The 25,671-nt window shown below is 67.8% G+C and carries 22 protein-coding genes; 13 read left to right on the top strand and 9 right to left on the bottom strand.

The window, feature by feature from the left end:
• The first annotated feature begins 179 nt into the window (after positions 1–179).
• The 4 genes from ACZ6RT_RS20670 (at position 180) to ACZ6RT_RS20655 (ending at position 5,092) form a co-directional block, all read left to right on the top strand.
• Positions 180–788 (top strand): TetR/AcrR family transcriptional regulator, encoded by a 609-nt coding sequence (locus tag ACZ6RT_RS20670; protein ID WP_470155393.1) that lies wholly within the window; start codon positions 180–182, stop codon positions 786–788.
• 155 nt (positions 789–943) lie between these two features.
• Complete coding sequence (locus ACZ6RT_RS20665) at positions 944–2,677, top strand: ABC transporter ATP-binding protein (RefSeq protein WP_470155391.1); 1,734 nt, start codon at positions 944–946, stop codon at positions 2,675–2,677.
• The gene (locus ACZ6RT_RS20660) at positions 2,674–4,767 is read left to right on the top strand and encodes an ABC transporter ATP-binding protein (RefSeq protein WP_470155389.1); all 2,094 of its coding nucleotides are present in this window, start codon (positions 2,674–2,676) and stop codon (positions 4,765–4,767) included. Before ACZ6RT_RS20665 ends, ACZ6RT_RS20660 begins: the two co-directional genes overlap by 4 nt.
• A gap of 79 nt (positions 4,768–4,846) precedes the next feature.
• Positions 4,847–5,092, top strand: a complete 246-nt coding sequence (locus ACZ6RT_RS20655) for a transcriptional regulator (RefSeq protein WP_399193841.1) — start codon at positions 4,847–4,849, stop codon at positions 5,090–5,092.
• 57 nt (positions 5,093–5,149) lie between these two features.
• On the opposite strand, the gene ACZ6RT_RS20650 is transcribed toward ACZ6RT_RS20655, so the two are convergent.
• A complete protein-coding gene (locus ACZ6RT_RS20650) occupies positions 5,150–6,535 on the bottom strand; it encodes an alpha/beta fold hydrolase (protein WP_470155387.1) in 1,386 nt (461 codons plus the stop codon).
• A gap of 263 nt (positions 6,536–6,798) precedes the next feature.
• A complete protein-coding gene (locus tag ACZ6RT_RS20645) occupies positions 6,799–7,224 on the bottom strand; it encodes a DUF4259 domain-containing protein (protein ID WP_470155385.1) in 426 nt (141 codons plus the stop codon).
• 205 nt (positions 7,225–7,429) lie between these two features.
• Here ACZ6RT_RS20645 and ACZ6RT_RS20640 point away from each other — a divergent pair, with 205 nt between their 5' ends.
• Positions 7,430–8,275 (top strand): NAD-dependent protein deacetylase, encoded by an 846-nt coding sequence (locus ACZ6RT_RS20640; RefSeq protein WP_470155384.1) that lies wholly within the window; start codon positions 7,430–7,432, stop codon positions 8,273–8,275.
• Here ACZ6RT_RS20640 and ACZ6RT_RS20635 read toward each other — a convergent pair whose 3' ends face one another.
• Together ACZ6RT_RS20635 and ACZ6RT_RS20630 are read right to left on the bottom strand one after the other, a co-directional pair.
• Positions 8,276–9,652 carry a xylan 1,4-beta-xylosidase gene (locus ACZ6RT_RS20635; RefSeq protein ID WP_470155383.1) on the bottom strand — a complete coding sequence of 459 codons (1,377 nt, stop codon included), beginning with the start codon at positions 9,650–9,652 and terminating at the stop codon, positions 8,276–8,278.
• Between the two features lie 251 nt (positions 9,653–9,903).
• On the bottom strand, positions 9,904–10,629 hold the full coding sequence (locus ACZ6RT_RS20630; protein ID WP_470155381.1) for an HAD family hydrolase: 726 nt from the start codon (positions 10,627–10,629) through the stop codon (positions 9,904–9,906).
• 353 nt (positions 10,630–10,982) lie between these two features.
• Here ACZ6RT_RS20630 and ACZ6RT_RS20625 point away from each other — a divergent pair, with 353 nt between their 5' ends.
• The 8 genes from ACZ6RT_RS20625 to ACZ6RT_RS20590 all read left to right on the top strand — a co-directional run bounded on the left by ACZ6RT_RS20625 (position 10,983) and on the right by ACZ6RT_RS20590 (position 17,956).
• Complete coding sequence (locus tag ACZ6RT_RS20625; RefSeq protein WP_399193853.1) at positions 10,983–11,246, top strand: hypothetical protein; 264 nt, start codon at positions 10,983–10,985, stop codon at positions 11,244–11,246.
• Between the two features lie 39 nt (positions 11,247–11,285).
• Positions 11,286–13,304 carry a hypothetical protein gene (locus tag ACZ6RT_RS20620; protein ID WP_470155379.1) on the top strand — a complete coding sequence of 673 codons (2,019 nt, stop codon included), beginning with the start codon at positions 11,286–11,288 and terminating at the stop codon, positions 13,302–13,304.
• A 104-nt stretch (positions 13,305–13,408) separates the two neighbouring features.
• Positions 13,409–13,642 carry a hypothetical protein gene (locus ACZ6RT_RS20615; protein WP_470155377.1) on the top strand — a complete coding sequence of 78 codons (234 nt, stop codon included), beginning with the start codon at positions 13,409–13,411 and terminating at the stop codon, positions 13,640–13,642.
• A gap of 64 nt (positions 13,643–13,706) precedes the next feature.
• A complete protein-coding gene (locus ACZ6RT_RS20610; protein WP_470155375.1) occupies positions 13,707–13,862 on the top strand; it encodes a hypothetical protein in 156 nt (51 codons plus the stop codon).
• Positions 13,863–14,521: 659 nt separating this feature from the next.
• The gene (locus ACZ6RT_RS20605; protein ID WP_470155374.1) at positions 14,522–15,406 is read left to right on the top strand and encodes an alpha/beta hydrolase; all 885 of its coding nucleotides are present in this window, start codon (positions 14,522–14,524) and stop codon (positions 15,404–15,406) included.
• Between the two features lie 10 nt (positions 15,407–15,416).
• Positions 15,417–16,154 (top strand): VOC family protein, encoded by a 738-nt coding sequence (locus ACZ6RT_RS20600; RefSeq protein ID WP_470155372.1) that lies wholly within the window; start codon positions 15,417–15,419, stop codon positions 16,152–16,154.
• Between the two features lie 167 nt (positions 16,155–16,321).
• On the top strand, positions 16,322–17,107 hold the full coding sequence (locus tag ACZ6RT_RS20595) for a carbon-nitrogen hydrolase family protein (RefSeq protein ID WP_470155370.1): 786 nt from the start codon (positions 16,322–16,324) through the stop codon (positions 17,105–17,107).
• A gap of 54 nt (positions 17,108–17,161) precedes the next feature.
• The gene (locus ACZ6RT_RS20590) at positions 17,162–17,956 is read left to right on the top strand and encodes an MOSC domain-containing protein (protein ID WP_470155368.1); all 795 of its coding nucleotides are present in this window, start codon (positions 17,162–17,164) and stop codon (positions 17,954–17,956) included.
• A 12-nt stretch (positions 17,957–17,968) separates the two neighbouring features.
• Here the strand turns inward: ACZ6RT_RS20590 and ACZ6RT_RS20585 are convergent, their stop codons facing one another.
• The 5 genes from ACZ6RT_RS20585 to ACZ6RT_RS20565 are packed head-to-tail and all read right to left on the bottom strand — an operon-like array spanning position 17,969 to position 25,200.
• Positions 17,969–18,766: a DUF6339 family protein gene (locus ACZ6RT_RS20585; protein ID WP_470155367.1), complete on the bottom strand. Its 798-nt coding sequence runs from the start codon at positions 18,764–18,766 to the stop codon at positions 17,969–17,971.
• A complete protein-coding gene (locus tag ACZ6RT_RS20580) occupies positions 18,766–19,662 on the bottom strand; it encodes a hypothetical protein (protein WP_470155365.1) in 897 nt (298 codons plus the stop codon). Before ACZ6RT_RS20580 ends, ACZ6RT_RS20585 begins: the two co-directional genes overlap by 1 nt.
• Positions 19,659–21,623, bottom strand: a complete 1,965-nt coding sequence (locus ACZ6RT_RS20575; protein ID WP_470155363.1) for a hypothetical protein — start codon at positions 21,621–21,623, stop codon at positions 19,659–19,661. Before ACZ6RT_RS20575 ends, ACZ6RT_RS20580 begins: the two co-directional genes overlap by 4 nt.
• Positions 21,620–22,645 carry a PD-(D/E)XK motif protein gene (locus ACZ6RT_RS20570; RefSeq protein WP_470155361.1) on the bottom strand — a complete coding sequence of 342 codons (1,026 nt, stop codon included), beginning with the start codon at positions 22,643–22,645 and terminating at the stop codon, positions 21,620–21,622. The genes ACZ6RT_RS20575 and ACZ6RT_RS20570 overlap by 4 nt, the downstream gene beginning before the upstream one ends.
• Entirely contained in the window at positions 22,642–25,200 is a 2,559-nt protein-coding gene (locus tag ACZ6RT_RS20565) for a Z1 domain-containing protein (protein WP_470155360.1), read from the bottom strand. The genes ACZ6RT_RS20570 and ACZ6RT_RS20565 overlap by 4 nt, the downstream gene beginning before the upstream one ends.
• Positions 25,201–25,671 lie beyond the last annotated feature (471 nt).

Here is a 25,671-nt window from a genome sequence, read left to right as displayed (position 1 = left end):
GGGGTTTTCAATGCGCTTTTCCTACATCTGTTGCAAAAAACGGATGAAAGAAGGAACAAGGCGACACACCCGTCACACGGGTCACGGGGGCCACCGGACCGCGAGGGCCGTTCCGGGGCGGGTCCCCGCCCGCCGAATAAGTGAGTGAGTAACTCACTCATTCGCTGTAGGGTTCCCCGGTGACCTCGATCCCGCCGCGGGCCGCGCCTCTCCCGCCGGACGAGCGGCGTGCGGCGCTCATCGCGTCCACCCTCTCGCTCGTGCTCGCCCACGGTCCCGACGTGAGCACCCGGCAGATCGCCCAGGCGGCGGGCGTCGCCGAAGGAACGATCTTCCGCGTCTTCGCCACCAAGGACGAGCTGGTGAACGCCGCCGTGTCCAGTGCCTTCGACCCCGCGCCGGTCCTCGCCGAGCTCAGGGACATCGACGGCACGGCCCCGCTGGAGGACCGGCTCGTCGCGGCGGTCGAGATCATGCAGCGCCACACCAGGCGCATCTTCCGCCTGATGAACGCGCTCGGAGCGGCGGGGGCCGCCGGGGCCGAACGCACCCACCGGCAGCGCATGGAGCACGCGGAGCTCACCCACCGGGCGATCGTGGACCTGATCGTCCCCGACCGTGACCGGCTGCGCTGCGAGCCGGCCGGCGCGGCACAGCGGCTGAAGCTGCTCACCATCGCCTCCGGCCATCCCGCGTTCGTCGGATGCGACCCGATGTCCCCGGCGGAGATCGTCTCCCTGCTGCTCGACGGAATCCGCCGGCGTCCCGACCCTGGCCCGCAGCCTTGACCTCAACAAAGGTTCATGTCGGACGCTGATCCCACCATCTCCCCTCGAAAGAGACCGCTCATGATTCTGGCCAACGGGGCGCCAGAGCAGGCCGGCCGGTACGCGGCCCCCCTGCACGACGTCCTCCTCCCCTCCGCCCGCGGCGCGGTGCCGCCGTGCTGACCCGCCTGCTCCGTACCTACCTGCGTCCCTACACGGGCGCGCTGGCCGCCGTGGTGGTGCTGCAGCTGGTCGGCACCATCGCCTCGCTCTACCTGCCAAGCCTGAACGCCGACATCATCGACCGGGGCGTGGCGGTCGGCGACACCGGATACATCCTGTCCGCCGGCATCTGGATGCTGGTCGTCTCCCTGGTGCAGATCGCCTGCTCGGTCGCGGCGGTCTACTACGGCGCCCACGCCGCCATGGGGTTCGGGCGCGACGTCCGCTCCGCCGTCTTCCACCGGGTCGGCGGGTTCTCCGCCCGCGAGGTCTCCCAGTTCGGGGCCCCCTCGCTGATCACCCGGGGCACCAACGACGTGCAGCAGGTCCAAATGCTCGTCGTGATGACCTGCACCATGCTGGTCGCCGCACCGATCATGGGCATCGGCGGCATCGTGATGGCGCTCCGCCAGGACCTCGGCCTGTCCTGGCTGATGCTGGTCTGCGTACCGGCGCTGCTGATCTCGATCGGCCTGATCATCTCCCGCATGGTGCCCCAGTTCCGCGCCATGCAGACCCGCATCGACCTGGTCAACCGGGTGCTGCGCGAGCAGCTCACCGGCATCCGCGTGGTGCGCGCCTTCGTCCGCGAGCGCGAGGAGACGCGCAGGTTCGCCGAGGCCAACGAGGCGCTGACCGGGACGGCGCTGCGGGTGGGACGGCTCACCGCGCTCATCTTCCCCGTCGTGATGCTCATCCTGAACGCCTCCAGCATCGCCGTGCTCTGGTTCGGCGCCTGGCGGGTGGACGGCGGCGACATGCAGATCGGCGCCCTCACCGCGTTCCTCATGTACCTGATGCAGATCCTGACCTCGATGATGATGGCCACCTTCATCTCGATGATGATCCCGCGCGCCGCGGTCTGCGCCGAGCGGATCGCCGAGGTGCTCGACACCGACTCGTCGGTGGTCCCGCCCGCCGACCCGGTCCGCGAGGTACGCGGCCACGGCGAGCTGGAGATGCGCGACGTCGAGTTCCGCTACCCGGGCGCGGCCGCACCGGTGCTGTCGGGCATCACGTTCCGCGCGACCGCCGGGCAGACCGTCGCCGTCATCGGCAGCACCGGCTCGGGCAAGACCACGCTGCTGTCGCTGATCCCCCGGCTGTTCGACGCCACCGGCGGGACGGTCCTGGTCGACGGCGTCGACGTGCGCGAGCTCGACCCCCAGACGCTCTGGAAGCGCATCGGCCTGGTGCCGCAGAAGCCGTACCTGTTCAGCGGCACGGTCGCGAGCAACCTGCGCTACGGCAACCCCGACGCGAGCGACGAGGAGCTGTGGGAGGCGCTGGAGGTCGCCCAGGCCCGCGACTTCGTCGAGGAGATGCCCGGCGGCCTGGACGCGCCCATCGCGCAGGGCGGCACCAACGTCTCCGGCGGCCAGCGCCAGCGGCTCTCCATCGCCAGGGCGCTGGTCAGCAAGCCCGAGATCTACCTGTTCGACGACTCGTTCTCGGCCCTGGACCTGGCCACCGACGCCCGGCTGCGCGCCGCCCTGCGCCCGCACACCGCGCGGGCGGCCGTGGTCATCGTCGGCCAGCGCGTCTCCACCATCGCCGACGCCGACCAGATCGTCGTCCTGGACGACGGGGTGATCGTCGGCCTCGGGACCCACGACGAGCTGCTGGAGTCCTGCCCGACGTACATCGAGATCGTCGAGTCCCAACTAGCCGCGGAGACCGCAGCATGAGCGACCGGCCCACGACCACGACGCCCCCGGCCGGGCCTCCGGCGGCCTCTGCGCCCGCGACGCCCGCGACGCCCGCGACGCCTTCGGCGACCCCGGCGGCCCCGGCCGCTCCGGCCGCCCCGACCCCGCGGCCCCCGGTGGGCGGCGGCCCCTTCGGGCGCGGCCCCATGGGCGGGATGGGCATGCCCGCCGAGAAGGCCATGAACTTCGGGCCGTCCACCCGCCGGCTGATGCGGCGGCTGAGCCCGGAGCGCCCGAGACTCCTGCTGGTGATCGCCCTGGCCGTCGTCAGCGTGGTGTTCTCCGTCATCGGGCCCAAGGTCCTCGGGTACGCGACGGACCTGATCTTCACCGGCGTGATCGGCAGGCAGCTCCCGGCCGGGACGACCGCCGAGCAGGCGGTCGCCGCGGCCCGCGCCGCGGGCAACGACAACTTCGCCGACCTGCTCGCCCGGATGGACGTCGTCCCGGGCCGGGGCATCGACTTCGGCGCGCTGGGCACGGTCCTGCTCTGGGTCCTGGCCCTGTACGTCGCGGCCTCGCTCTTCGCCTGGCTGCAGGGGTACATCCTCAACGACGTGGTGCAGCGGACCGTCTACCGGCTGCGCGAGGACGCCGAGGAGAAGATCAACCGGCTCCCGCTGCGGTTCTTCGACGGCCAGCCGCGCGGCGAGCTGCTCAGCCGGGTCACCAACGACATCGACAACGTCTCGCAGACCCTGCAGCAGACGCTGAGCCAGCTCCTGGTCTCGCTGCTGACCGTGATCGGCGTGCTGGCGATGATGTTCGTGATCTCGCCGCTGCTCGCCCTGATCGCCCTGGTGACCATCCCGGTCTCGATGGTCGTCACGGGCATGATCGCCAAGCGCTCACAGCGGCACTTCGTCGCACAGTGGGCCCACACCGGCACCTTGAACGCCCACATCGAGGAGGCGTTCACCGGCCACGAGCTGGTGAAGGTCTTCGGCCGCCGCCCCGAGGTGGAGGAGGTGTTCCGGCAGCGCAACGAGGAGCTGTACAGGGCCAGCTTCGGCGCGCAGTTCGTCTCCGGGATCATCATGCCGATGATGATGTTCATCGGGAACCTCAACTACGTCGCGATCGCGGTCGTCGGCGGCCTGCGGGTCGCCACCGGCACGATGAGCCTGGGCGACGTTCAGGCGTTCATCCAGTACTCGCGGCAGTTCACCCAGCCGCTCACCCAGGTCGCCTCGATGGCCAACCTGCTGCAGTCGGGGGTCGCCTCGGCCGAGCGGGTCTTCGAGCTGCTCGACGCCGTCGAGCAGGACCCGGACCCGGCCGACCCGGTCCCGCCCACCGTCCGGCAGGGCCGCGTCGAGTTCGAGCGGGTCTCCTTCAGCTACGACCCCGAGCGGCCCCTCATCGAGGACCTGTCGCTGGTGGCCGAACCCGGCCACACGGTCGCGATCGTCGGCCCCACCGGCGCGGGCAAGACCACCCTGGTCAACCTCGTCATGCGCTTCTACGAGCTGGACGCGGGAAGGATCACCCTCGACGGCGTGGACATCACCGCGATGCGCCGCGAGGACCTGCGCTCGCACATCGGCATGGTGCTCCAGGACACCTGGCTGTTCGGCGGGACCATCCGGGAGAACATCGCCTACGGCAACCCGGAGGCCACCGAGGAGCAGATCCTCGCCGCCGCGCGGGCCACGTTCGTCGACCGCTTCGTCCGGACCCTGCCCGACGGGTACGACACCGTGATCGACGAGGAGGGCGGCAACGTCAGCGCCGGCGAGAAGCAGCTGCTGACCATCGCCCGCGCCTTCCTCGCCGACCCGTCGCTGCTCATCCTGGACGAGGCGACCAGCTCGGTCGACACCCGTACCGAGGTCCTGGTGCAGCACGCGATGGCCGCGTTGCGCTCGGACCGGACCAGCTTCGTCATCGCGCACCGGCTCTCCACGATCCGCGACGCCGACCTCATCCTGGTGATGGAGGAGGGCAGGATCGTCGAGCACGGCACCCACGAGGAGCTGCTCGCCGCCCGGGGCGCCTACCACCGCCTGTACTCGGCCCAGTTCAGCGGCGCCCTCGTCGAGGCGGAGGAGGAACTCGTCGAGAAGTGAGGCCGGGCCGGGCGGCGGCCGGCCGGGAAGACGGCCGGGTCAGGAGAACCGGGTCGGGAAGAGGGCCGGGTTCTGCGCCATGCTCTCGGCGGTGGAGTCCGCGGAGTTCTCGGTGCTCCGCGAGACCCTCGCCGTCAGCGACTCGGTGCTGAGCAAGCACGTCAAGGTCCTGCAGACGGAAGGGTACGTGGAGGTGACCAAGACCTCGGGCAAGGCCGCCAGGAGCACCTGGATCGCGCTCACCGCCGAGGGCCGGCAGGCACTGGCCGGGCACCTGGCCGAACTCCACCGCCTCAGCGACCTGGCGAACGTCGACGGCGGATGACCCCCGGCACGTCCCGCCCGGCCCCGGGGCGGCGGTCCGGGGGTGTTCCCCGTCCGGTCAGCAGGTCGTCCCCGCGGCCGGCAGCACGCGGTCGGCCAGGTAGCGGTCGATGTGGCCGCGGGCGCAGGGGTTGCTCACGTACAGCGTGTGCCCCGGCCCCTCGTGGCGGACGACGGTGCTTCCCGGGACCTGGGCGACCACCCGCTGGACGGCGTCGGACTCGCCCCAGGCGCCCGCGCCGAGCAGCGGCGGCAGCCCCTTGGGCAGCGGGGCCGGCGGGTTGGTGACCGGGACCGGCCAGCCGACGCAGCCCAGGGTCCCGGTCGCCAGCGTGTTGGCCGTCCCCGCGTCGGGCGCGGCCCTGCGCAGCCGGGCGATCGTCGCGTCGAGCTCGGCCCGGTTCGCCGGACGGGGCCAGTCGAGGCACTCGGTGACGCCCGTGGACTGGTCGGGGTAGCGGGCGCCCCGCTCGGGCAGGAAGCCGGAGGCGTCACCGGCGAGCGCCCCGCGGACGTCCCTGGCCAGCTCGGGCCATGCCGTCTCGCCGTCCCGGGCCGCGCCGATCGCGAACGCCTGCAGGTCGCGGCCGTCGTAGGCGATCCCGGCCCGCTTGGCGGGGATCGGCGTACGGTCGGCCCTGGCGACCAGCCCGCGCCACCGGACGCGCACGTCGCGGCACTTCCCCTCGGCCGCGCACCAGTCGAAGAACCGGCCGAGGGCCTCGTCGTTGCTCCTGGCCATCTTCTCCATCTCGGCGCCCCAGTCGGCGGTGGCGTGGTTCCAGGTGCCGTCGAGCACCATCGTGCGCACCCTGGTGGGGAAGAGGCGGGCGTAGTCCTGCCCGTAGAACCCGGCGTAGGAGGCACCGTAGTAGTTGAGCCCGGCGCTGCCGAGCGCCTTCCTGATCGCCTCCATGTCCCTGGCGTTGTCGGCGGAGCTCATGTTCGCGAAGAACTCGGGATCCTTGTTCCGGCAGGCCTCGGCGTAGCCCCGGTTGGTGTCGGAGAGCCGCCCGAAGTCGGCGTCGTCCCGCGGGAACTCCGGCAGCGGGACGCGGGTCCAGGTGCACGGCAGGCCGGTGCTGAGGCCGCCGAACTGCTCGCCGTAGCCCCGGGTGTCCCAGGTGACGATGTCCATGCGCTTGCGCAGCCCGGCCCACCAGTTCCCCGACCGGGTGATCGAGATCCCCGGCCCGCCCGGCCCGCCGTAGGCCACCAGGGCGGAGCCCTCGGAGACGCCGGTGGCCTTGAGCCGGCCCAGCCTCAGTGTGATCCTGCGGCCGTCTGGCTTGCTCCAGTCGACCGGGACGCGCAGGTCTGCGCATTCCATCCCGCTCGTGTCCTTCGGGCAGGGGGCCCAGTCCAGGGGCTCGGCCCGCCCCGCCTGCCCCGCCTGTACGCCGGAGCCCAGCAGGCTCAGGGCGACCACGATCGATGTCATCATGCGGCCACGATCTCCGAACGGGCGCCCCGGCCGCGTCGGCCCCCGGTCCGATCCGCGGAGGGCGGATCATCCCGGGGGATGTCATCCCGGCGCGCGACCGGGCGTCCCGTCCCGAGGGCCGGGACGGGTCACCCCGCGTCACCCGTGACACCTCGCGTCACCCGGCGTCGTCCGGCGACGTTCCCCGGAAGGATCCTGGAAAGCGCCGCGACGGGCCACCGCGGAACGTTCCAGGAAAGGGGCCGGGGACGTACCCGGGCCGGTCAGGAGGAGGCGCCGCCCTCCCCGTCCGCGAGGAGGATGTTCCGCAGCCGCAGGACGCTCGTCCTCCACAGGTCACCGGCCCCCTCCGCCGACCACAGCTCCAGCAGCTCCGAGGGCTCGGCCATGACCCGGTCGAGCGCCTGGACGGCGAGGCCCCCCAGCTCGGCCGGGAGCACCGGCAGGGGCTTCTTGGGACCGTACGGGCTCAGCACGGCCTCCCCACCGGGACGCTGCGCGGCGACCAGCGCGGCCGCGGCCAGGGCCTCGGCCGCGTCGTCGGAGTCGAGATGGTCGGTGGTGCCGGCCGCGCGGGCGAGCGCCTCGCGGACGAGCTCCCCCCGCTCGTCCTCGTCGGCCTTGTCCAGCCTGCCGGAGAAGTCGGCCGCCGTGTCGTTGTCGAAGGGGCCGAGGTCCCAGGTGCCCATGTACGTCTCCAGGTCGTCGTGGTGCGCGGGTACCCGGACATCGTGGCAGGACGCACCGACAGACCGGGCACCGGCTCCTCGCCACCCCCCTGCCCACCTCGTCCCCGGCCTGCCACGGCCTCCCCGGGCATCGCCCCGGCCCGGTCTCCGCGCCGGTGCGGGACGCCGGTGCCGACCGGTCCGCGGGGTGAGGCAGCATGGAGGGGTGAACGAGGATGCGAACGCACTGGCGAAAATGCTGGCCGCGGGCGGCGTCGTGGTGCTGAGCGGTGCCGGCCTGTCGACGGAGTCGGGGATCCCGGACTACCGGGGGCCGAGCGGCGCCCTGAGGCGGCACAGCCCGATGACCTACCAGGCGTTCCTGTCCGGCCCGGTGGCCAGGCGGCGCTACTGGGCCCGCAGTTACGTCGGGTGGCGGGCGATGGCCGGGGCGAGGCCGAACAGCGGCCACCGGGCGGTCGCGGACCTGCAGCGGCGGGGCCTGGTGACCGGCGTCGTCACGCAGAACGTCGACGGCCTGCACCAGGAGGGCGGCGCCCGGGACGTCATCGAGCTGCACGGCAGCCTGCACCGCGTGATCTGCCTGAACTGCGGCGACCTGAGCTCCCGGGAAGAGCTGGACGCCCGCCTGACCCTGGCGAACCCCGGGTTCGCCGCCCGCGCCGTCGCGGTCAACCCCGACGGTGACGCCGAGCTCGGGGACGAGGAGATCGACGGGTTCGAGGTGGTCGGATGCCGGGCCTGCCCGGAGGGGATCCTCAAGCCCGACGTCGTCTTCTTCGGGGAGAGCGTCCCGGCCGGCCGGGTGGGCGAGTGCTTCGCCCTGGTGGAAGGGGCGCGCCTGCTCCTGATCCTTGGGTCGTCGCTGACGGTGATGTCCGGCCGCCGGTTCGTCCTGCGCGCCGCGAAGCTCGGCATCCCCGTGGCGATCGTCAACCAGGGCCCGACCCGGGGGGACGAGCACGCGGCGCTCACCGTCGACGCCCCCCTGGGCGAGATCCTTCCCGCGCTGGTCGACCTCACCGGCCCCCGGGCCGCGACCGCGCGGTGATCAGCGGCCGCTCCACCTGATCTCGTACGGCCCGAGGGCGAACTCCCTGCCGTCCACGGTCGCGGTGACCTTCGCCCCGGTGGTGTTGACCATGACCATCTGCTGCGGCTGGGCCAGCACCCGGACCCCGGGGACGGAGGAGGTGACCGCCTCCAGCCTGGCACCGGCCGGGAACCACCGGGTGAAGTCGGCCATCAGCCGTCCGGTCGGCTGCTCGGCCCCGGTCCGCGGATCCCACATGCAGGGCAGGCAGGTCCCCTGCTTGACCTGCGGGTTCCAGTACAGCGCCGTGGCGGCGCCGCTCTCGGCGAACTCGATCATCGAGGCGGCCTGGACGGCGAGCCGCATGGGCTCGGGCCACACGGTCTTGTCCTCGGGGACGAAGTACCACTCCGACCACCAGACCGGCAGGTCGGTCTTCTCCCGCAGCCAGGTGGTGACCGCGCTGAACTTGCCCAGTGCCCCGAACGCGTCGGGCAGCAGCTCGTGGGCGTCGGTCACCGAGGCGCCGTCCACCACGACGAAGTCGGCGCCCTTCTTGTTCTCGAACCAGTACTCGAAGGCGTCCAGGGCGTTCTGGTTGACGACCCCCCACGGGCCCCGCAGCTCGGAGTTCCCGGTCCTGTTGCTGTCGAAGCCGAGGTAGGGTCCGCCGACCTGCGCGTCGGGCCTGGCCGCCTTCACCGCGTCGTAGACCTTGTTGTACATCGCGGTGTAGCCCTTGTAGTCCGCCGGTTTGGAGTGGTCCTTCCAGAAGCCCTTGAACTCGTTCCAGACCATGAAGTACTTGACGTCGCGGTACTTCGTGGCGACGGCCGCCGACAGCCTGGCGAAGTCGTCGAAGTGCTTGGGGTAGGGGGCGTCCTCCAGGTGCTCGGCCCAGGCCGAGTCCTGGGTCGGCCCCTCGGGTCCACCCTTCATCCAGTCGGGGGCGCAGCAGAGCGTGATGATCTGCGTTCCACCGGAACGCCTCATGAGGTTCGTCCGGCTGTCGAGGTCCTCCCAGTAGAACTCCCGCGGGCGGGGCTGGGGGTTGAGCGCGCCGAACCCCATGATGTGCTGGTTCTGCAGCATCGGGGTCTGGGCCAGCCGCTGGGCCACGGTCTGCTCGAACTGCGGGGTGACGTTGTTGGCGCTGACCCCGGTGTGGGTGAACCCCCAGCGGGGCCAGGCAGGGTCGACCTCCGGGGGCTCCTTGATGTCCGCGGTGGGCGCCGCGGACGGGACGACGGCGGGCCGGCCGTCCTGGGCCGCCCGGTCCACGCTCTCCCCCGAGGAGCAGCTCGCGACGACCAGTGCCATCGCGACCATCGCCGCCCCGGAGACGACCCTCCGGCCGGGACGCCGCCACATCGATCCCCATCCGAGCGCTGACACCTGAAATCTCACCCGATCCTCACCGTTCGCCGTGACCCGAGCGTTCCACGAGCCGTGTAAGGACGGCATACAGGAGCACGGTCCACGGGCGGGCGTCATGCGCCCGCGTGTCGGGGAGCGGGACGACACCCGGGCCGGCGCCCCGGACGGCGTGGCCGACCGGACGGCGTGGTCGATCGGACGGCGTGGCCGGCCGGACGGCGTGGTCGGCCGGACGGTCCGTCACGTCGCCTGACATCGCCCGCCGGCGCCTACCGCTCGCCGACCGCCCGGTCCGTCACGCCGAGGACGGCCCGTACGACCGTCTCGGTGTCGGTGAGGTCCTCCAGCACCAGTTCCGGACCGGCCGCGTCGAGGACGGCGGCGTCGTTGAAGCCCGTCGCGACCGCGATCACCCGCGCCCCGCCCTCGTGACCGGCACGGACGTCGTTGGGCGTGTCCCCCACCAGCACGGTGTCGCGCGCACCGAACGGCCGCCCGTACTTGCCCGCGGCGCGCTCCTGCGCCAGCGCCACCAGCGCCGCCCGGTCCTCGTGGTCGGTGCCGTACGCGCCCACCTCGAAGTCCACGAAGCCCTCCAGTCCGAACACGGTGAGCTTGCCGACCGAGACCGGCTCGGTGTTCCCGGTCAGCACCGACTGCACCACGTCCGGGCGCTCCCCCAGCGCCGTGAGCACCTCGCGCACCCCGGCCAGGGCCCGCCCGCGCTCGCGCATGACGGCCTCGCGCACGACGAACGCCTCGGCGAGCGCCACGTAGAAGGAGTCCAGCAGCCGATCGGAGACCTTCACCCGGTGGGCCCGGAGGATCTCGGTGACGATCGCCCGTTCGGTCCGGCCGGCCACCTCCACGGCGTGCTCCATCCGCCGGCCGGTGACGGCGTGCAGCGCGTGGTCGTAGGTGTCGGCGGTGACGCCACCGGCGTCGATCAGCGTGTGGTCGATGTCCCACAGGACGAGCGTCATCGGAGAACTCACCGGCCGAGCATAACGAGACCGCCTCGGCGACGCGCCCCTCCCTCGGCCGTGAAACAGCGGGAAAGCATGGGAGCGTTCGTTTCGGATCGACGCCCCCTGGGCATCGAGATGCCGCGAGCGTCCCGTCGAAGCCGAAGAGACTCAGGAGCGATCATCGGTCTTCCGTTCCACGGCCGGAGCGAAAAAGGCTCACCTTGTGAATCGGGAGAGAATGATCGTCATGCGGTGATCTCCGTTTCCCGAATCGCGGCTCTGGCGTTCCGGCGGAGAACATTATTAGAGTCTTTCCGTCAGGATCCCGTACCGTCACGCGGCCCTACCCCGCAGAGAGCAGCGTCCAAGGGAGGTTCGGGGTGACCCCCGCCGATCTGGCCCAGTGCAGGGCGGACATGTCCGCGGTCACCACCGCGATGAACGAGATCCTCGAGGCACTGCGCGCCGTACCACCCCTGTTCGGCAAGGAGACCTGGCAGGGGTCTTCGGCCGACGCCTGGAGTGACGAGTGGAACGCCCGCCGCGCGCATCTCCTCTCACTGCTCGACGCGGTCGCCAAGGAACAGCAGGCGATCGTCACCCGGATCGAGAAAGCCGTGGAGGCAGGCGGGAACACCCGATAGGAAACCCGCTCCATACGTGGAACGTACCGAGAGGACGGCATGGGCGAATTCGTGGGCGTCGCTCCCGACAGGCTGGAGAAACTGACCGCTCAGCTCAAACGGCTCCACGAGATATTGGCCGACCGCGGTTCGGTGATCCAGCGGAAAATGGAGAAATGGGACGCGCAGGTCGGCTTCGGCGCCCTGCCCCGCCTGGTCGACACCGCGCGGGACGACGCCCGCGACATGGAGACCCGCACCGAACGGGCCTACGAACTGGCCCGCCTGAAAGGCTGGGACCCCAAGGCACCCGTCATGGGCATGCCCGGCCACGTCCCCGGCCCGATCCCTCCCCCCGTCGTGCCGCTGGACTGGAAGGCCACCGGCCGGAGCGGCTTCCAGGCGGAACGCGACGCCACCGCGCTGGTCACGGCCATGGACGGTGAGAACCCGGAGGGGAAACGCGCCGCACTGCGCGAGGCGGCCGAGAAGCTACGGCTGCATCCCAAGGACAACGACTACCTCAGGACCTTCCTGCAGATCGCGGGCCCGGCCACGGCCCAGGCCGCCCGGGTGCTCAACGACGGGGACCACTCCGAGGGCACGCTGTTCTCCTGCCAGGACCAGGGTGTCCTCACCACCCTGGCGGGCGCCCTGGCCGCCGCCGGCAGCCTGCGCACCGGCAGCGGCAAGGACGCCAGGCCACTGATGTCCGACGCGACCCGGGCGGCGCTCACCAGGGCCAAGGACCCGTGGTCGGTGGGCATGCTCCTCAAGCACGGCCCGTCCGGCAAGGACTGGGACTCCCGGCTCCTGGCCGACATCACCCGCTCCCTGCTGGACGCGCGCAAGGCCGGCACGATCTCCTTTCCTCCCACGCGATCCGGCAACGGGTCGTCCGACCTGGGCGGGGACGTGTTCCGGTTCCAGAAGGTCCTGGCCGACCACGACCCGGTGATCGCCGCCCTGAACCGGTCGGCCGAGAACGGCAAGGCGGCCCGCCATGTTCTCGGTGACCCCGACAGGGGCCTGACCTACACCCGGATGCTGGTCGACGACTCCTGGCGGACCCCCGGGTCGGACTCGTTCCACCGGCGACCGGCACCGCCCGGCGGCATGACCGACCCTTCTCCCAAGATCGGCCAGGTCGACCTCTCCTCCCACGTCGGCACCTTCCTGGAGGCCGCCGCCTCCGCGAAGCGCGGCGGAGGCACCGACGCCAGGGAGTCGGCCTGGTCGGTGGTCAACATCGCCAAGGCCACGGCGGAGTTCTCCAGATTGAACCCGGAGAAGGTGCTGCCGGCGGAGACGCGTAGGGCACTGAACTTCGCGATCGACCGTTATCTTCCGGACTTCGCCGCCTCGGCTCATCATGGAAGCACCAGCGAAGCTGTTTTCAACACCCATTCTCCGAACGGACCCTGGCTGTCCTACCCGTCTCCCGGAGACCTCAAAGGACTTCTCAAACAAGCACTTCACGACAAGAAGGATCTCGGCAGGCTCCTTGGTTCCATGGACGCACGGCTCAGTGGAGCCGCGAAGGCGACCGTTTTGGATCCGTTGAGACAGAATTACCTTTCAGAAATGGCGGCACTATACGGTTTCGTCTCCAAGATCGAGGCAGATCGGAGTTTCAACGAGGCCGACAAGAAGGACACTCAAAACAAGCGGGACGCAACCTTCTTGTCCATGATCAGCGGGGGGTTCGGCGCCGTGAGCTTCACCAAGGCCGTAGCGGCGGGGACCAGCGCCCAGGTTTTCACCGCTCTCGCCCAACCACCGATCAACCAGGCCCTTGACACCGATCATGTGATGGACGCCCTGAAGGACAACGCGGAAGCCTTCTACGACCGAGTGCTACGGGTGAAGATCCCCGTTGTCCAAGGTCTGATCAATTCAGGCGCCATAAAGGTGGAGAGCGATGCATCGTGGTTCCGCGGCGGCGTAATCATCCCGAACGCCGAGTTCACCCACTGGTACAGCGTCAACGAGCGGAAGAGAGTCGCCGGCAAGGAGCTCGAAGAATGGGTTCGAATGACCGAGGCCGACATGCAGACTCATCGAGGAATGACGCCTTAATGAAGCACATGGGAAGATTTGCCGCATTCGTTACGCTTATCACGGTAACAGCTTGCTCGGCCGAGCCTCCACCCCCACCTCAGCGCGAACCGTGGGAAAAAAGGATGGACGCCATACATCAGGTCGTCGAATGCCTTGCCAAACACAAAAAGATTCCCGAAAAGGAGGTAGAAAAAGCCTCCTGGATTGCCAACGGCCGTCTTTCCCCGAACGGGGAGTTCACCAACTGGTACAGCGTCAACGAGGAAACAAATTTCGCGGGTAAAGAACTTGAGGAGTGGACCGCGGAAGCCGAGAAGGCAGGTGGCTCCTGGAAGTGCCCGTTCGCCACCCCCTGATCCACCTCCCCCTTCACCCCCCGGCCCGGAGACCACCCTCGGCGATGCCGTGCTCTGCCGGACGGTGAGCGTGGTCGCGAGCTCGAAGCCGACCTGCGACGTCTTCTCCCCGCGTCCCAGGGCGAGCGCGGCCGCGTACCCCTCCTCGCGGGTGAGACCGGCGCGCACCACGAGGGAGGACTCGGCCGTCAGGCCGGCGGTGTCCATGGCCGAGCGGTAGCCGTCCAGCCTGGCGCGGCAGCACAGGACGCGGTCCGGGCCGCACCGAACGGAACGGCGAAGGATGCCGTACCTTGACAACTTCCGTCGCGAAGCCCTGTAATGACGGGCATGTCGCGTGCCACCGGCCGGGAGGACGGCGGTGGCATGGAGGCGCCGTAGCAAGGGATGACGTCGTGAGTTCACACTTCACAGGCAGCGGCTGACCGCACAGCGCCCGCGCGCCGTCCCCGCGTCCGGTGGCACCGAACACCACCGTCACCCGCGAGCCCTCCCCGAATCCGGCGGGCTCGAATTCGACGGGTTCGCATTCGACGGGTCGATGACCGGCTGACGTCCCGCTGTTCTCGCGTGCTCATCGGGATCCCGCGTCCTTCAGCTTCGCAGCCGGTTCGGCCCGTGACGGCTCCGCGCCGCCCGCACCACGGGCGACCACCACCGCGCGCGTACGCACCACCGACCACGACCGCGTGCGCCCGTGCCACAAGTCACCGACCACCACCGCGCGTACGCACCACGGGCCACCGACCACCACCGCGCGCGTCCGGCATCCTCACCGACGCCACCGTCGCGCGCGTCCACCGACCTCACCCGTGCCCGGAGCAGGCCCGGCACGCCGATGCCACCTGCCCGCCCACTCCCGGAAAGGGACCCCGCATCGTGAACGTCACACGCATCCCCAGCACACCCGGCGACAGCGCCGAGACCCTGTCACGGCTCATGACCCTGCACACCAGCCCCCCGGCCCTGCCCGGCGATGCCGACCTCACCCCCGTCCTGCCGCGCACCGGCGGTGTTCCCGGCACGTGGGTCACCGCGGGCCCGGCCACGGTCGAGAACGGGGTGACGGTCTATCTCCACGGAGGCGGATTCGAGTACACGAACCCCCACTTCGAGCGGCTCATGGCCCATCGCCTGTCGCAGGTGACCGGTCGCCCCGTCCTGGCGGTGGACTACCGGCTCGCCCCGGCCCACCGGTATCCGGCCGCCCTCGACGACGCGGTGGCCGCTTACCGGAGCCTGCTCGGCCAGGGCGTGCCCGCGTCGCGGATCATCCTGGCGGGCGAGTCCGCCGGGGGCACGCTGCTGCTGTCGGCGCTGCTGGTCCTCAAGGAGGCGGGCGACCCGCTCCCCGCGGCGGCGCTGGCCGTCTCCCCGCAGACCGACCTCACCCTGTCCAGCCCGTCCATCGACGCCAACGACGGCCAGGACGTCGTCGGCCGGGCCGTCCTCGACCACGTCCGCACCCAGTACCTGGACGGGGAGCGACCGGACCGGGCACCCCAGTCCCCCCTGCACGGTGACCTGCGCGGGCTGCCGCCACTCCTGCTCGCGGTGGGCTCGAAGGAGGTGATGCTCGACGACTCGCGGCGCTTCGCCGAAGCGGTGGCCATCGCGGGAGGGGACGTCCGGCTCGACATCTACGAGGGCATGCCCCACGCCTTCCACGCGACCGTGCTCCTGGCCGACCCGCCTCCGGTCGCCACCACCCTGCTGCGCCGCATCGCGGAATGGGCCGACGAGGTGGCCACGGCGAGCGCGTAAGGTCGCCGGCATGGCACTGCGACCCGTTCAGGTGAACGTGAAGGCTCTCGACGCCTCGGCGGTCGGCCGCTTCTGGGCGGAGGCGCTCGGCTGGAGCGCCTACAACCCCGGCGTGACCACCTACGTCGGACCCGTCGGTGGCCTGGTCTGGCCGGACCCGGTCGCCGTCGGCGTCGACGTCGTTCCCGTCCCCGAACCCGGGACGACGAAGAACCGCGTGCACCTCGACCTGGCCACCACCTCCGTGGCCCACCGGGCGGAGCTGGTCGAGCGCCTGAAGGGGCTCGGTGCGACGTCTGCCGACATCGGCCAGGGTGACGTGCCGTGGACGGTCCTGGCCGACCCGGAGGGCAACGAGTTCTGCGTGCTGGAGCCCCGGGAGATCTACCGGGACACCGGGCCGATCGCCGCGGTGGTCGTCGACTGTGCGGACCCGCGGGCCATGGCCCGGTTCTGGGGGGACGCGATCGACTGGACCCTGCACGACGTCACCGACGACCACGCGGTGCTGCGCTCGGCCAGGGGCGTGGGCCCGTACCTGGAGTTCCTCCGTACGCCCGGTGTGAAGACCGTGCCGGACCGCGTCCATCTCGACCTGCTGCCGTATCCCGGTGACGACCAGGCGGCGGAGGTGGCCCGGCTGCGGTCGCTCGGCGCCACCGACCTCGACCTCGGCCAGGGCGACGTGCCGTGGACGTGCCTGACCGACCCGGAGGGCCACGAGTTCTGCGTCCTCGCCCCGTCCTGACGCGGAGCCGCACCGACACCCCGACCCTTACGAGGTCGCCTTCGGTTGTCCCCGAGCACCTCGTCCGGCGTATCCGGCTCGGCACCTGTGGCCATAGCCGGTCGACGCCGAGCACCGGAAAATGCCGGCGACCAGTCGAAAGCGCCCGCCTGATACCTTCCTGGCTCATGCTCGTGCGCGCGGCCGTTGCCCAGATCCCGATCTCCTGGAGCATCTTCGACAACCTGAACGAGATCACACAAGTGGTCGAAACCTGCACCGATGACGACCTGATGGTCTTCCCCGAGGGAGCCCTGTCCGGTTACGGCGCCGACCTGACTCCGCTTTCCCGGCTGGATCCGGCCGAGTTGGAAGTGGCCATCGTCGAGCTCGCCGAGGTGGCCGCGCGAACCGGTGTCCATGTGATCTGCGGATCACTGATTCCCGACGCCGGGCAGTGGTGGAACGCCTCTCTCATCCTCACCCCCAAAGGTGGGCGACACACCTACCGAAAGATCAACCTGGCGATGAACGAGCGCGGCGTACTGACCGCCGGTTCCGCCCTTCCCGTGCACCGGCTCACGCTTCCCGCGAGAGAGGTCACCGTCGGGACGCAGATCTGCCGCGAGATCCGCTTCCCCGAGCAGTGGCAGCACCTCGCCCGTTGCGGCGCACAGATGCTCGTGTATCTGACGAATGCCGCCAACCCCACCGAGCCGTACGGGGTATGGCGTAGCCACCTGATCAGCCGGGCGGCCGAGAACCAGCGATGGGTATTGTCGGCCAACGTCGCAGATCCGGTCACCCACTGCCCGACGATGATCGTCTCCCCGAGGGGCGAGGTCGTCGCCGAAACGGCCGGCGGGGAACCTGCCGTACTGCGCGCGATGATCGACATCGGCGACGCCGGTGACTGGTACCTCGGCCAGCGCCGCCACGACGTCATCGACGCCCGCTACCTTGGTCCGGTCTGACGAGCCGCGTCCAGGTCCATATTCCCAGGGAACTCTTTTTCCTATTCTCGTTCCATGGAAGTAGAGGAGATCCGCACCTACCCCCTCAGGTCCGCCAAAGGCATCCCTCGTTCGTCCGCTCACGTCCTGCCGTGGGGTCTGGAAGGCGACCGTCGCTGGGGAGTGGTGGGCCCGCTGGGAGAACTGATCTGGGTAGGCGAACACCCCCGGCTCCTCTCGGTCTCGGCCGTCGAAACCCCCGAAGGCGGCCTCCACCTGTCGGCGAAGGACATGGGCGAGCTCACGGTCCCCCCGGCCACCGGCGACATGCTCCCGCTCAGTTGCTCCACTCTCGACCGAGCCGTACTCGCCCACGCCGACGCCCATGAATGGTTCACCTGCCTGCTCGGCAAGCCCGCCCGCCTCGTCTGGCTGGACGACCCCGAACGCCGGACCGTCACCGAGAAACACGGCGGCCTCTGGGACGGCCCCCTCCTGCTCGTCTCCAGGAGCTCGCTCCGGCGCCTGGACGACTGGATCACCGAAGTCGCCATGGAACACCAGGAACACCCCCCGGACCCCCTCGACATCGCCCGCTTCCGGCCCAACGTCGTCATCGACGGCGCGAAGCCCTTCGCGGAGGACACCTGGACGTCGGTCCGCATCGGCGAGGTCGACTTTCGCGTCTCGGTACTGTGCGACCGCTGTGCTGTCACCATCTGGGACCCGAACACCCAGGAGCGCGGCAAGGAACCCCTGAGGACCCTGGCGAAACACCGCCGCTGGGACGGACATACCTGGTTCGGCATCCGCCTGGTGCCCAGGAACCTGGGCGAACTGAGAGTCGGCGACGAGGTCCGGCCGGGATAATTCACGAAAACGTCAGTTGATCAACTCTTTTCCAAGGTTCTCGGGATTCACCAGAGAAACGTTATGAATGGCCGCGACGGACGCCATGGCGGCGGTACGGAGCTCGGCATCGAGATTGCCCTCGTCCAGGGCGTCGAAGAGCGTGAACGGAGCAAGACGAAGAAGTCGTTTCAAAAAGTCTCGAAGAACGGCTCGTTCCTCGAGCCCTTTGAGATCCAAATCGTTCCATACTCGAAGGATGGCCTTCACAAGGTGCGGGCTTCCACCGAGCGCCTTACGTCGAGCATAGATCTGATCGAATGCGGCCTCTCCAAGGATCTTGAGCGCCGCATAAGAGTTCGCATCGTCCGGCGAATGGACGAGGTGGGCACGCCACCATAAACGGCCGAACACGTGACGAGTGATGTCCGTACCACGAACGCGATCTCCAGGCGGTTGCGGATAGCGCCAGTAGGCCACGTCCGGGAGCAGGACGAGGGCGAGAAACGCCCAGACATCTCCCGAGGCGGCCTCAGCGGGCACGATGCCCATTTCAGAGTGAAGGGTGGCCGCGAGCCACAAGTCCAGGTCGGCACGGTGCTCCCGAGTGGACTCATTGGGGAATCCGGCCTGTCGAGCGAGATCGATGCTTCTTTCGCGTAGCTCCTGAAGCCTCCTCGCAGGAACTCGATCACCGCCGGTGGCGACATAGACGGCGGACTCGTGAGTCGTGGCCGCACGCTCCGTCAATTCGGCCAGCGACAACCGCCGATAGGTCTCATGAAGTGGTTTTGCCTGGCCGCTCAGAAGGCGGGGGTAGAGGAATCCCATCAGACGTCCTCGAAGATTTTCACTGCGGCTTGAAGATCAGAGGTGAAGAGGCTGGGCGCCTGTTCAAGACGTAAACGCATATCATTGATCGAGGAGCCTGGGAACAATCGATGAAACAGAGCCGTCAAAGTGGCCCCCAGAGTTTCTTCCGGAAAGGTCGTCTCATCGACGAAGTCAGGGTGTCGTAGAGCATGCTCGATCATGACCCGAGCGACATCGGCGTACACGGCCGACAAAACAACTCGATCGATCGATCTGGGCCTGCTCGCATTTCGGAAAGCGGTCGCCGTCACCGAATTCTGTTCGTTGATCAGGAGCAGGAGAGACCCCATGGTGGCGCCGAGAAGGTTGCTGCTGATCTGTAAATGCGAGGCTGCGCCTTCGGGGAAGGAGGTCTTGGAGAAGTCGATGACGGCCATCGGGAACTGCGGAGCATCTCCTTGCAATCGCAACGTATGGCGGTCACTCCAGAGCACGGAGCCCGCTCGGCGGGCCGCGGCCGGGTTGCCGTCATGTGACGGCTCGGCCAGGACCAGGACCGTGTCCAGGATGAGCAACCCACCGAGATCGGCTCCCTTGAGCCGTGCGGACATCTCAATGTTCCGCACGCCTCGCTCTTCGAGGCGGATCCTTACGGCGGGAGCTCTGAGACTCGACCCCGTGGCCGTCCAGACGACCGTGAGGTTCAAGACAGAGTCCGGAGGCAGCCCTGCCTCGGAACGCGCTCGATCGAGGTCGACGCGAACCGACCGACGAAGATTCAGATCCATCAGGTAATCCCAGTCGGGCAGCGCGTCCGGCATCGGAAGCTCATCGTCTCCGACGACCATCGTCCACTCATCGGGCTCCAGGACGTCGTCGGAAGGAGTCCGGTACGGAAGAATCCGACGGCTCATGACGCCACCTCCATCGCTCTCGTCACGATGGCGATCTCGGTCATCGTGTCGGCCGCCGGACGGACGATCGCGTACCAGACCGCGCCGTCTCCGCCCTCTACGACATGCGACGCCACTCGATGCATGATGCCGGTACTGTCCTCCCAGCCGATGAGAGCCGGTGAGTCCGCGGCGAGCGGTGGATCGGTCTCACGCCCTCCGGTTCCGGCCAAAGCAACGGCAAGGTCGATATGGACGCGTTGCCGTCCCGGAACCGGAAGGCGGAACGGCTGAACGATGACCGCGATGCCGGAACGCTCGTCCAAGTAAGGGTCCTGGACGTACTCCACGCGCGGACGACGACGAACAGGTCTGGCAACGGGGGTCGGGCCTGAAGGTGTACTGACAGGCGAGAGTCCACTCACGTCACCTCTCGAGGCCGTGCCGCTGTTCGTCGCTTTCGTGGTGCCGTCCTTCTCCGGTTCATCGGAACCGATCACGGCGCCTGGGCGAGGACCGATCCGCACATCCCCCGGCTTGCCGTAATCGGTGGCTCCACCCGTCCCCCACGTCCCCCCGACCAGGGGAGAGAACTTGCTGCTGGCCGCGCCGAGCGCGACCTGAGCAGATCCACCACGGGCGCCACCGCCCAGGTCGAGCACACCTTCCAGGGCTTCCTTGATGCGTTGAAAGGTCGTTCGCACGTACGTGTTCTGTGGATGATCGAGGAATTGGGGATTCCAGGCATCGTGGGTCGGTGGTTCGGCCTTGGCGTACGTCTCATCGAGCGCCTCGTCGGCACGAAAGACACCTGCGTACGAGATGTGCTCGCTGGCAGGCTTCGGGCCGGCGTGGTAGGTGACCACCAGTTCCGGAGCTCGTAGAAGACAGATGTGGTGAACGATGGATTCGATGCCGACCGTCACCGCCGCCGAGGTCGGTTCCAGTGTGGGAGCGACCCTCTTCTCAAGGCCGAGGCGGCCCAGAAGCCGCCTGGGCCTGCGGCACTCCAGCACTTTTCCCTCGCCGGAGGTCATGCGTCGGTAAGCGGCGACGAACATGTCGAGGGGGCGGGTCAGGTATGGATCAGGGACCGGAAAGTCGACACCGTCACAGGTCACGGTGAAGCGCATCGCGGGTCCACCGGTCGATGTCTCGAGCATCTTGGGCCAAAGGTGCCAAGCGATCGTGTCGGCGAGATACGCCGCGACCTCGGCGGGTCGGTCCTCCCCGAGCAGAGGATCGATCGCGACGATCGTGGTGCCGGTCTCTTCCGGTTTGAACGGTTGCAGCCCGAGCCGCTGTGCCATCGCCTCTGCTTCGGTTCCGACCAGTGGTTCGATGACGTCACCGGATGTATCCCCCCACCAATGACGTCCGGTGTAGCGCTTAGCCCCTGTCGCCTCCTGTGCCAGGTAGCTCTTCCACAGGGCGCAACCGATGAGTCGAGTCTCATGGCCGGATTCCGACCTGCAACGGGTGTGCACAAGGATCGTTCCAGAGCCGGAGAGCAGGTAGAAGACCCCTCTACCGAACCCGTAGGTGCCACCCCCATGCTCGGTGTCTCTCGGTTCGCCGATGTTGCGCACGAAGGATACGAAGTCATGGTCCTTGGTGATGGCGTTGTCCGCTCGGGTGGGTCCTCCCAGCCCTTTGGTCCCGCGGTCGGAAATGACGGCGAGCCGTATGGTCGGACTTCGCAAAGACGTACGAAGCGGAAGTTGTTCATCAAGCGGAGCGTTCCGTTGCATCAGATCACGCCATGTCGCCGCATGAGCGGCCCCGACCGTCCGTAGATCGATGCGGTAGTCGACCGGTTCCGCCCGATCGACGAGTCGGGCGTCCCAGCTGTTCTGTGTCGATTCCCGTACGAGGATCGTCAGAAGATCCAGATTGGGGCGGCCGAGCTGATTGCGAATACCCTCGGCGGTGCTGGCACCACCTGCGGGAAAGGACTCCGAGAACCAGGCGGGGTCGGTCATGAGGACTCCTCAAGCATCTCGGCGAGGTGGTCGTTCATCTGCTCGGGATGTAAAGGAACCGGCGGCTCGCGAGAAAGATCGATCGTGTAGTGGACGTCGAGAACAGCGACCGGAACACGCGGATTCCTGAGATCTTCAGCGATGAGTCTGGGGAAGTTCGCGTCCACTTCGTACCATCGCTCCTCAGTGATCATGAAACGGATGTCGCGGTAAGCGGCCGCATCGGCGGGCCGATATCCGGCTTCGGCCAAGAGACCGTGGAGCGCGACCTCCTCCTCGCACAGGTGCAGCGCACGTGCCACGAGCTCGGCCAGACCATCACCGCGATCGGCGCTTCGGGCCACTCGGAACCAGGCGAGTTGCAAGGTCCCGTCTTCGGGCGCCTCCAACTGGTTCAGGCCGTGGATCCTCGTTCGACGCCCTTCGACAGTGGCGGAGGCCTTGACCTCGACGGCCCTCTTCGTGGTCGTGAAGTCATGTCGATGTCCACGTGGGCCCACCCAGAGTCGTTGGGCGCCCGGATCCTTTTCAAGGAGCCGCACCAGTACGGTGAGCTCTGCGAACAAACCGATCATCTGCTCCACACCGAGTGCTGCTTTACCTGTCTGAAACAACGATTTCCAGCGGTCGAGCACCGTATAGAGAGCTTTGATCGGATTGGCGGGTTGAGCCCCCGCGGTCTTGAGCACGTCCGCGCACAGGCCGGTGAACAGGTCGTTCAGATCGGTACGTAGACAACACAGATCGGCGTAGATCTGAAAGGTGTTCTCATCTTCCAGGGCACGACTCCTCAACGTCAGCACGGGGCCGTCGAGCCGGCGTCGCACCTTCTGGTGCGCCTTGACCGGCACCAAAAGATGGCGATGTCCTTCGTGATCTACCGCTGCAGCCAGAACGCCGTTCGCAGAGTCGACGGGGAGTTCCGACATGCGCAGCACATGAGTCGCAGAGACCGGCTCTGCCGCCAGTTCCGCCCAGTGTTCTTCGATGAGGTCGCGGAGGACGTTCTCATTGTGGCTCACCCGATGTCCTCGGCATCTATGGGGCTGAAGTCCTCCTGCTCGATCTCCACACCGGACAGGTCCGCCGAGATGTAGTTCCACTCGACCGTGCTGTCGTCACCGTTCGGCTTGGGGAAGACGAGCCCGACGCCGATGACGTGTTCGGCGGCGTTCAGCGGCGCACGGCGTACCTTGGCGGGTGCGGGCTGGGACGTCTTGTCGATCGGGTATATCGTCAGTAGACCGATCCCGGGCAGTTGCCGAAGACGCTCCTCCACGATCCGATTCTCTTCGAACCGGCCGGTGTCCCCTTCCAGGTCGATCGCGGCGTCCCTACGGCTCATCAGCGTCTTGATGTCGGCGTAATCCGCTTCAGGGGTTTGGATTCTGGCGCGAACGATTCGCCCGACCTCGACGCCCGGAGCGAACTCATAGTTATGATCGTCGGATCCGACGGGATTGCCGATGATCGCGATGTTCCATCGACGAAGGGACCCCGCAGCGCGCACCCGTTTCTCGATGTAGCGGATCAGTAGATCGGCATTGCATTCTTGCGACTTCTCGTGAAAACGGTAAGCGTTCAGGAACCCGATGACATGTTGGTGGGGAACCTCGCGGAACAGATAGCGGCCGGCCTCAGGGCGTTCCTGCCGTCTGACAGCGGTATTGGACGCTGCGATGATGAGTGTCCGTGCCGCCTCCTGGTTGACCTTCAACCAGTCGGCGTCGGTGTGGAAGTAACGGGTCTGGACACGTTGCCCCCCGTAGGCGGAAGCGGCGTTCACCGCCGCCTTCATCTTGGCTGCGGTCGTGACGCGCAGCGCCGGGTGTGTGCGCAGTCGGACGGCGAAGGTGAGGGGGGTCTTGTCCTCTGTCATGTAGACGTCGATGTCACGCCGCATCTCCGTCTCGACAGTGGCCAGATGACGGAACCACTCCTGTAGTTCCGTCGTCAGCCAGATGCGGGGCAGGTCGGCGTAGCCGTTTCTATAACCGAACCAACGCCCCATCTGTAACAAAGTGTCGTAGGCGGACACTGCCCGCACGAAGTAACTGACGGACAACCCCTCAAGGGTGAGTCCCCGGGACAGTGTGTTGCCCCCGACCGCGATGGCGACGACGGGCCCGTTCTCGTAGTCCAGCCGATCCTCACTGCTGGAGTTGTCCATGATGATCCGACAATCGTCGAGGACCTTGGGCAGTTGGGGCATGAGGTCGTCGAATTCGACCTTGTTCTCGTCGAACTCCTCCGCAGGTACACGAGCGGTCTCCGAGTCCCATAGCCGGCGCAGGTCGTCGAGAACGATCGGATCATCGAGCCGCCCTCTCATCTGCGCGCACAGGTGATACAGAGGATCACGAAAGCTGTTGTGCACCGCGGTGTTGACGCTGGTGTGGATCAGCATGGTGCTGTGCGGGTTCCCTGTGCCTCGCACTCGTCTGGCCGCCGTGCTCAGCCAGAAGTAGTGGATCGCGTCACGGAGTGTCTCGGTGATCTCCGGCGTGAAACCTTGAACCTCGGCACGCGTGTGAGGACGTACGCACTCGACATCGTCCTTCGGAACCTGTCGGATCATGTCGTAGCCGTCATCGACCTCCTCAGGATCCTCTCCGTCGAGGGCGTACCGGCCGAAGAGGACCTCGGTGCCGAAATGTCCACTCGGCTTGGGCAGGTTGACGATGAAGTGCTCCGGATAGAGATCGTCCGCGCTCGGGTCGATCAGGAGGTTGGCGAACGGAGTGGCCGTGTATCCGACGTACGCGGACTTGGGCAACCGGTCCAGGATGCGACGGATCAGCGGGTTGATCGATCTGGTCGCGACCGTCGCCTGGTCCGCCTCGTCATCGATGATGAGGGCCGGACAGTCCTGCAGGTAATCCGACGCAGAGTTCAACCAGGTGGCGAACTTACGCAACACCGTGGCGTTCTTCTTGACGACGCAGAGTACATGCGTCTTGTTGCTCTTCCCGAAGAATGAGGCGGCGTTGGCGGTCGGAACGAAATCCTTGTCCATGTCGGTCAGCTGGGACCACCGCGTGGGATTCGGTTCGACCAACTGCTGTACGAGCCTCGCCTGCGTCTGTCGGCGCAACCCGTTATGGATCCCCGCGAGCACGATGAAGAGCTTGTAACCACGGTCCGCGGCCTTGGCCATCACCGCCGTGAAGTTGGTCGTCTTCCCGGACTGCACGTAGCCGACGACGAGACCACGCGTGGAGAAGGACTTCTCCTTCGGATGGCTCAACAGCGACACGATCCTGGTCGAAGCCTCGTCAAGGCTGTTGATCGACTCCTGCGACCAGTCCGACTTCCGGAGCATGACGTCGATGGCCGGCCAACACTTGTCACGCGGGCGTGGGCCGGTGTACCAGGTGTCGCGGTTCCCGAGCACCACAGAGTGAGGCTCCTCCATCTCTCTGATTCGGATGATCTCCCGCTCGTGACGCGCGATGATCTTTTGGATGATGTCGTCATCCGTACGCAGGATCTGCAGGCTTTTCACCGCTTCCTGCGGGGTCCCGGTTTCAAGGAGATTCCGGAACACTTCGTACACCTGATCGAACTCATCACCCACGCGCTTCCCTCACCGTTCCGTGGATCCCAGTCGACCCGACCCGTCGGCCGTATACCCGATCGGGAGACATTCCAAAGAGATGTGCGCCCATCGCTTGACCATCTCCATGCCCGGCCATGGCCGAAGGGGAATCACATTACGGCGCGAAGACGACCTTTGCCGAGAGTGGAACAAAAAGCCGTCCGCTTTGTGAACATTAATGCGGAACGTGCCATGGTGAGATGTTGAAGGCGCGTGATCCTGAATGTTGCCGGACTCCAGACCCTCACCGAATCCATAACGGAGAGTCACGGGAGTGATGTCCTCATGGTCCACCCGACAAAACGGACAATAAGCACATGCAAGACAGAGGCCGAGGGCCGCGATGAGTGTTGACTCGATCACGATCGAAAGCGCATGAGCGTCGATCGTCGACCGGCCCCAGATGAGGACATCTTCCGCCTCGACAGCCCATCGCAGCCCTGCCATATG

It is taken from the genome of Streptosporangium sp. NPDC050148 (assembly GCF_055586505.1).
The sequence above is the reverse complement of the archived record's forward strand: the minus strand, read 5'-3'. Positions and strand labels throughout refer to the sequence as shown.